General features: G+C 71.8%; 7 protein-coding genes. 3 read left to right on the top strand and 4 right to left on the bottom strand.

The window, feature by feature from the left end:
• Positions 1-1,982 (top strand): choice-of-anchor A family protein (locus GKQ77_RS23510; RefSeq protein WP_219690917.1); only part of this gene is annotated, 1,982 nt, incomplete at its 5' end.
• Positions 1,983-2,010: 28 nt separating this feature from the next.
• Here the strand turns inward: GKQ77_RS23510 and GKQ77_RS23505 are convergent.
• Entirely contained in the window at positions 2,011-2,682 is a 672-nt protein-coding gene (locus tag GKQ77_RS23505; RefSeq protein WP_219690915.1) for a L,D-transpeptidase, read from the bottom strand.
• A 120-nt stretch (positions 2,683-2,802) separates the two neighbouring features.
• Between GKQ77_RS23505 and GKQ77_RS23500 the strand changes: the two genes are divergently transcribed.
• Both GKQ77_RS23500 and GKQ77_RS23495 read left to right on the top strand, forming a co-directional pair.
• Complete coding sequence (locus GKQ77_RS23500) at positions 2,803-3,222, top strand: DUF779 domain-containing protein (RefSeq protein WP_219690914.1); 420 nt, start codon at positions 2,803-2,805, stop codon at positions 3,220-3,222.
• A gap of 43 nt (positions 3,223-3,265) precedes the next feature.
• On the top strand, positions 3,266-4,543 hold the full coding sequence (locus tag GKQ77_RS23495; RefSeq protein WP_219690913.1) for a phosphodiester glycosidase family protein: 1,278 nt from the start codon (positions 3,266-3,268) through the stop codon (positions 4,541-4,543).
• 42 nt (positions 4,544-4,585) lie between these two features.
• Here the strand turns inward: GKQ77_RS23495 and GKQ77_RS23490 are convergent, their stop codons facing one another.
• From GKQ77_RS23490 to GKQ77_RS23480, 3 genes are all read right to left on the bottom strand, one after another.
• Positions 4,586-6,154 carry a hypothetical protein gene (locus GKQ77_RS23490; protein WP_219690912.1) on the bottom strand — a complete coding sequence of 523 codons (1,569 nt, stop codon included), beginning with the start codon at positions 6,152-6,154 and terminating at the stop codon, positions 4,586-4,588.
• Between the two features lie 74 nt (positions 6,155-6,228).
• A complete protein-coding gene (locus GKQ77_RS23485) occupies positions 6,229-6,423 on the bottom strand; it encodes a hypothetical protein (protein ID WP_125511104.1) in 195 nt (64 codons plus the stop codon).
• A 130-nt stretch (positions 6,424-6,553) separates the two neighbouring features.
• On the bottom strand, positions 6,554-7,297 hold a 744-nt coding region (locus GKQ77_RS23480), incomplete at its 5' end, for a phosphatidylinositol-specific phospholipase C/glycerophosphodiester phosphodiesterase family protein (RefSeq protein WP_219690911.1).

Raw genomic sequence — 7,297 nt, 5'->3', positions numbered from 1 at the left:
GGCTCGGACCGTGTGTGCCGGGCAACTGCCCGCCCGACGGCTATCCGCCCGTCCACAACGGCGCGATCCGGTGGCGTGACGCCGGCATCAACATGTACGTGGGCGAGGACTTCCTCGTCCGTGAGCGGGCGGCGGAGGCCGAGGGGCGCGTCGTCGTCCTCGGCGACTTCGACCAGGACAAGGTGGCGGGCGCCAGCAGCGTCTACAACATCGGCGAGGCGGGCGTCGGCTCCCGGGTGGCGCCTCCGGTGGGCTCCGACTGGCTCACCACCGGAGGCGACGTGCGCGTCGGTGCCGGGGAGCGGCTGCTCGCCGAGGGCGGTGTCGTGCGCCACGCGGGTGACACGTCCGGCAGGATCGTCGGCACCCTGCGCAAGGATCCCGACGCCGCCGATCCGTACGTCCCGCTGCGGGACGAACTGACGGAGGCCAGCCAGTGCTACGCGCACCCCGACGGCGGTACGCGCACCCCCACCGGCAGGGTGGTGCACGCGGGCGGCGAGACGCTGTTCACCGGTGACGGCATCTCGGCGCTCCAGGTCTTCAACGTCGACTTCGATCTGATGAGCGGCAGCGGCGGCCAGGAGGGCATCCGCTTCGCGGCGATCCCGGACGGCGCCACCGTGCTGGTCAACGTGCTCGGCGCGGCCCGCACCCTCAACACCTACAGCGGCACCATCGACGACAGCAGCCCGTTCAACCAGCTGCGCAACCGGCTGCTGTGGAACTTCCCCGACGCCACCTCGGTCACCTTCAAGGGCACCGGGCAGTTCCAGGGCAGTGTCCTGGTCGGCAACCAGGGGTCGATGACGACGGTCAGCGTGCCGGGCATGAACGGCCGCTTCTTCACCACCGGCTCGCTCACCCACACCAGTTCGGCGACGGGCGGCGGTGGCCAGGAGTTCCACAACTACCCCTTCGACGGGGACCTGCCCGACTGCGGCGACGACGTCACCACCGGCCAGGTCGAGGTCGTCAAGAAGGACGAGGACGGCGGAGAGCGGCTGGCGGGCGCCGAGTTCGAGCTGTGGCAGGAGTCCAACGGCGTCGAAGGGTTGCAGACCCGCGGCGGCGACGCCGACACGAAGGTCGGCGGCGTCTGCGTCACCGAGGCGCCCGGCGAGTGCGTACGCACGGTGCCGCTCGGCACGTACTACTGGCGCGAGACCAAGGCCCCGAGCGGCTATGAGCTGCCCTCGCCGAACGTGTTCGGGCCGCTGGAGCTGACCGAGGAGAACGCCTCCGGCGGCGTGTCGGTCACGGCCACGAACGAGAAGGAGGAGGACGTCGTCACCGAGGGCGGCGTCACGGTCGTGAAGAAGGACAAGAGGACGGGCAGGCCGCTGGCCGGTGCCGTCTTCCAGCTGTGGCGCGAGACCAACGGCACCCCCGGCCTCCAGCGGCGCGGGACGGACCCCGACACCGCGACGGGCGCGCCGTGCACGACGAACGCCGCGGGCCGGTGCGGGGCGGAGGTCCCGCTCGGGACGTACTACTGGGTCGAGACGAAGGCCCCGGACGGATACGTCCTTCCCGACCCGGCGGTCTTCGGCCCGCTGGTCCTCACCGAGGCGAGCGCGTCGGACGGCGTCTCCGTCGAGGCGCTCAACACCGCGCGGAGCGAGCCCACCACCACGGGCAAGCTCACGGTCGTCAAGAAGGACAAGAAGACGCACAAGGCACTGGCCGGTGCCGTCTTCCAGCTGTGGCGCGAGACCAACGGCACCCCCGGCCTCCAGACGGCCGGTGCGCGCCGGGACAGCCTCGTCGACCGGGGGTGCGCGACGGACGGCCGGGGCCGGTGCGAGTTCCAAGGGCTCGACCTCGGCTCGTACTACCTCAAGGAGACCGCCGTGCCCGACGGCTATGTGCTGCCCGCGAGGACGGTGAGCGGCCCCCACGAGGTCACCGCAGGCAATGCCGCCAAGGGCGTCACGGTGACGCTCACCAACGCGCGCGGCGGAGGCAAGAAGGACAAGTGAGGCGCGGCGGGACCGGGCACCGGCGGTGTCAGCCGTCCGTGCCCGGTTTCGCCCCCCAGATGAACAGGTGGTCGTCCTTCCTCAGGAGCCCGTAAAGCCGCTCGGCGTCGCCGAGGGCGAGGTTCACACAGCCGCCCGAGCCGGCGGAGAAGAGGTCCGAGCGGGTGCCGTGCAGGGCCTGGCCACCGTCGAAGAACTGCGCGAACGGCATGGGGACCTGGTAGAGGGAGGAGAAGTGGTCGCGGCTCTTCCAGTAGACGCGGTGCCAGCCGCGCCTGGTCTCCAGTCCGTCGCGGCCGCTGCGGACCGGCACGGGATCGAAGACCAGCTTGCGTCCGGTCTGCGTCCACAGGATCTGCCGGGTCAGGTCCACGCAGGTGACGCGGTACGACCTGGCCGGGCAGCCGCGCCGCTCGGCGGGGTCGCGCCGGATCCGGTCGGCGAGGACGAACCGGTAGGTGCGCGTGGAGGCGTGCCCGTCCGCAGGGCGGATGCCGAGGCGCTGTTGCAGGCGCCGGATGGCCTCGCAGTCGGCCGGCGACTGCCGCCCGTCGACCGGGAGGCCCACTTCGCGCTCCAGTTCGCGTTGGTAGGGGCCCGTGGCCGCGTCGCACGGCGGGGCGGGGGCCGAGGTCCCGGCGGCGGCCGGGGCGGGAACGGCCAGGGAGAGGACGGCGATCGACGAGAGGACCCAGCGCATCGCCCCAGCTTCACCGCCGCGCCGCCGCACGGGCGGCGACACGGCCCGGCAATCCCACGATTGGCCCGCGCCCTTTCGCGTGCAACCCTCTCGCAACGTGCCGGGGGCCAGGGTCGTGCCATGGACAGCCATGAGAGCAAGGCCGACGCGCCCCGCGAGGCCGACACGCCCCGCGTGGAGCTGACCGCCGCGGCCGCGCGGCTCCTGCGGCGACTGCGCGAGACGCACGGGCCGCTGATGTTCCATCAGTCCGGCGGCTGCTGCGACGGCAGCGCGCCCATGTGCTACCCGGCGGGCGAGTTCCGTACCGGCGACTCCGACATACCGCTCGCGTCGCTGACCGTGGACGGCGTGGCGGAGCCCATAACCTTCTGGATGTCGAGGAGCCAGTACGAAGTGTGGAGCCACACCCGGCTGATCGTGGACGTCGTGCCGGGGCGAGGCAGCGGCTTCTCGCTGGAGGCGCCGGAGGGCGTACGTTTCCTGATCCGTTCCCGGCTGGTCGGTACGGCACCACCGGCCTCTGGTGAACTCCGCTGACCGCTGGGACAGTTGGTGGCCCGGCCGACCCCAGGGGGAATCTGTGACACGGCAGACGCAGCACGGCGGACGGTTCAGAACGGCCCTCGCCCTCTTCGCCACGCTCGGCACGCTGGCCGGTGCGTCTCTCACGGGAGCGGCACCGGCCAGCGGCGCCGTCGGGGAGGACCGGCGGGCGGCGGCCACGAGAATCGCGCCGGGTGTCGAGTACCGCCACTTCGATATCCCGGCCGCGCGCGGCACCGCCCGCGCCCATGTGCTCGACGTCGACCTGCGCCATCCGGGCACCCGTGTCGGCCTGCTCTACCCGGGCAAGGTCGCCGCACGCGCCCCGGTCTCGGCGCTCGCGGACGGCGTCGGCGCGGTCGGCGGGATCAACGGCGACTTCTTCAACATCACCGAGACCCAGCACCCCGGTGTCGAGGCGACCGGCGCGCCCGTCGGCCCGATGATCGCGAACGGCCGCCCGCTGAAGGCCGCCGTCCCCGACGGGCAGCGCTTCGGGCCCGCCATGCCGCCGGGCGTCACCACCCGGGCCGTTCTCGGGGTGGGGGCCGACCGCCGGGCGCGCCTGGACGACCTCGCCCTGGACGGGGAGGTCCGCACCCGGCAGACCCGGCTTCCCCTGGGCGGGCTCAATCAGTACGCGCTGCCGGTGGGTTCCGTGGGTGCGTTCACCAGCGACTGGGGTGCCGTCTCGCGGGTGCGTGCGACGTGCGGCACGGACACCAGCCGCGGCGCGCCGTGCAGTACGGACACGCACGAGGTGACGGTCCGCCACGGGCGTGTCGTGGAGTCGGCCGGCACGCCGGGCAGCGGCCCGATCACCCGTGACACCACGGTCCTCGTGGGGCGTGAGGCGGGCGCGCAGGAGCTGCGGAAGCTGTCGGCGGGCGACCGGGTGCAGGTCAGGCACCGCCTGGTGGCCGCCGGTTCACGGGTGCCCTTCCGCTTCGCGCTCGGCGGCTACCCCGTACTGCGCAACGGCGTGCCGCTGCCCGGTCTCGACCCCACCACCTCGGCGGTGCGCACCGCCGCCGGGATCGCCGACGGGGGCCGGCGTCTTGTGCTGCTCTCCCTCGACGGTTCTCCCGAGTTCCGCACGGGCCTGACCATCGCCGAAGTGGCGCAGACCTTGCGGGGGCTGGGCGCGAGCGAGGGCTTCAGTCTGGACGGCGGCGGCTCCTCCACGCTGGTCTCGGCCACGTCGACACTGGTCGCACGGGCTCCGGGGGCCGAAGCGGTGACCGTGCGCAACAACCCGAGCGGCGGGGTGGAGCGCCCGGTGCCCAACGGCATCGGCGTCTTCTCCCGGACGTGACGGACCCCCGTCCCTTACGGGATCACTCGGCCCCCTACGGGATCACTCGGTGTCCCGCACCGCGACCAGGCCGTTGAAGACACCCACGTAGGCCGTGCCGTCGGGGCCGAGGGTCACGGGCGCCCAGTTGTTGTCGTACGCGATGCCCGTACCGGCGAGCCGCTTCCACTTGGTGTCGCCGGTGCGGAAGTCGACCGCGGTGAGGTACCAGGCGTCGACGCCGAGGCTGTGGGGCTCCTTGGTGTAGAAGTACAACAGGCCGTTGGCGGTGGAGAGTTTGGGCACGGTGGACGGGGCGCGCACGTCGCTCTCCCACACCGTGTCGCAGCCGCTGCCGTCCTCGCGCACGTCGATGCGGCTGACGCCGCCGACGACGCTGCGGCCGAAGGTGAGCGAGGTGATGTTCTCGTAGCCGTAGTTGTTCTCGACGACGAGGCTGTCGCCCCAGGAGATCAGCGAGTTGTCGGTGGTGGAGGCGCCCGAGCCGAAGACGGGCACCTTGCAGACGAGCCGCTTGTCGTCCGGCACGTCGGCGCCGCGCCGGTAGACGAGGACGTTCATGCGGTCGTCGGCGTTGTCGGTGATCGCCACGTACTCGTCACGGGCGCCGAAGAGGTCGGGGGTGGTGCCCGAACCCTGGTTGACCGAGCCGGGTTTGGTGCCGGTGCCGCGGTCGTACGTCTGGCGCCAGATCACCTGCGGTGTGCCGTCGGGGGCGGCGCGGAAGCTGTAGAGGGCGTGGTCGGAGACGAGGGAGACGCCGTCCTCCGCGACCGAGAAGGAGTTCTGGATCTCCTCGCCGTCCAGGCGCACGGCCCGGATGTCGCCGGATTCGGGGTCGACGGTGCCGACGCGCCCCTGCCGCGTCACCCACCAGATGCGCCCCTCCCAGTCCGGCATCACGGACGTGACCGGGTCACATTCGCCGCTCGGGTAGAGATTTGACCAGGTCACGCAGTCATGCGGAACGTGCGCCGTCAGATCCCACTCCTTGTCGACGACGAAGCGCCACCCGCCGTCCCCGGTCCGCTCGTGCGCGAGCCGGACGATGTGCTGCCGGGAGTCGGCGAGGACGAGCCGGTCCTTGTGGTCGAGGTAGGAGTAGGCGCCGCCCGAGGTGTCCTTGAAGATCTTGGAGAAGTCCAGGCGGGTGATGGCCTCGACCGTCGAGGGCCGCTGGGGCAGCTTGTACTCGGCCAGCGTCTCCAGCGTCCCGGGGTCGAGCAGCTTGACCAGGAAGCCCGTGAAGGTGCCGCAGACGGTGACGATGCGGCCGTCGCGGTCGAAGGTGACGGTCGCGCACTCGCCGCCGAGCGCCGCCATCTTCTCGCTGTCGACCGCCGGCTGCTTCCCGAGCGGCCCGCTCCAGGGGTATGTGCCGCTGCCCGCCGCGTCGGCGTGCATGCCGCTGCGGCCGTTGGCGGCGAGGTAGGGGTGCTGGGGCGGCGGGGTGCCGGGCAGCGGCCGGGCGGCGGCGGGCGCGCCCTCGTAACTCTTGACGAGCCGGTGGCCGGGCGCTCTGGGGATGTCGTCGGCGTACGCGGGGACGGCGAGGGAGACGGTCAGGGCCAGGACGCTGGCGGGGACGAGGCGGCGCGCTCTGCTGGGCATGCGCCGAAGCTAGAGCGAGCCTTCTCAAGTGTCCATGAAACAGCGTCAGTTGTTCATTAACCCGTAAGGAACGGTCATGGCCGGATTCCGCTGACGATGTCGGCGGTGGCCGTCAGACCGTCCTGGATGGTCGGCGCCATGCTCGTGCCCGCCAGGTAGAAGCCCAGCAGCAGACAGACGACGGCGTGCGAGATCTTGAGTGCTCCGTTGCGCAGAAAGACCACCGCAAGGATCACGAGCAGCAGCACGACAGAGATCGAAACGGCCATGGGAAGTACCTCCTCCGCCACGCGGGAACCGCGGCTTCCGGCCGTCAGTTTGGCGCAGCGGAGGGGGCGTCCGGGTCTCTGACCTGTGCTCCGAACGGGTTCTACTTGCGCGGAGGTTGATCCGCGAAGATCATCGGCGGCGGGCGTCGAGGAAGGCTTCGAGCCCCGCGAGGTCATCGGTGTTGAGGTGATCGACACCGGCGGCGAGCAGTTCGCCCCAGACCGCCTCGCGCTGCGGGCCCGGCAGATCGGGCGTCGCCCAGAAGCGGACGCGCTGCCCGCGCTTGTGGGCCGAGGAGACGATGCCGCGCAGCTTGGCGCGCTCGGCCGCGGGGATCGGGCCTGTGCCCTGCCAGCTGAAGTTGAGCGACCAGTTGTCGCTGATCAGCTGGATGAAGGAGGCGGACGCCGGGGTCCCGAGGTCGGCGAGGCGGCCGTCGTAGAAGGCGTGCCGTACCTTCTGGGCCTCCATCGGGGCGCGGGCCGCGCGGTGGCCGGAGACGACGGCCGTGACCGCGGAGCGGCGCACCTTTCCGTGGGCGTACGTGGTGAACAGGTGGCGGTAGGGCCGCAGATGGCGGTGGAGCGCGGCGTACGTGGCGGCGCCCTCGGTCTTGATGTCGATGAGGAGCTGGAAGGGCGTGCGGTGGTACCCCCGGTACACGGAGCCGTGGTGGGCGCGCACGCGGGCCGCGAGCGGGTCCAGGTAGAGGGATTCGAGGGTGCGGGAGGGGTCGAGGTCCACCGGGTCGTGGGCGACGAGGAGCTGACCGTCGACGAGGAAGATGTCGGCCTCGACGCTGTGGAAGCGGTGGGCGAGGGCGTCGAGGAGCGGTCTGGGGTGTTCGTAGTCGTTGTGGGCGTGGGCGTGGAT

The organism is Streptomyces anatolicus (assembly GCF_019400875.1).
GTDB lineage: Bacteria > Actinomycetota > Actinomycetes > Streptomycetales > Streptomycetaceae > Streptomyces > Streptomyces anatolicus.
The sequence above is the reverse complement of the archived record's forward strand: the minus strand, read 5'-3'. Positions and strand labels throughout refer to the sequence as shown.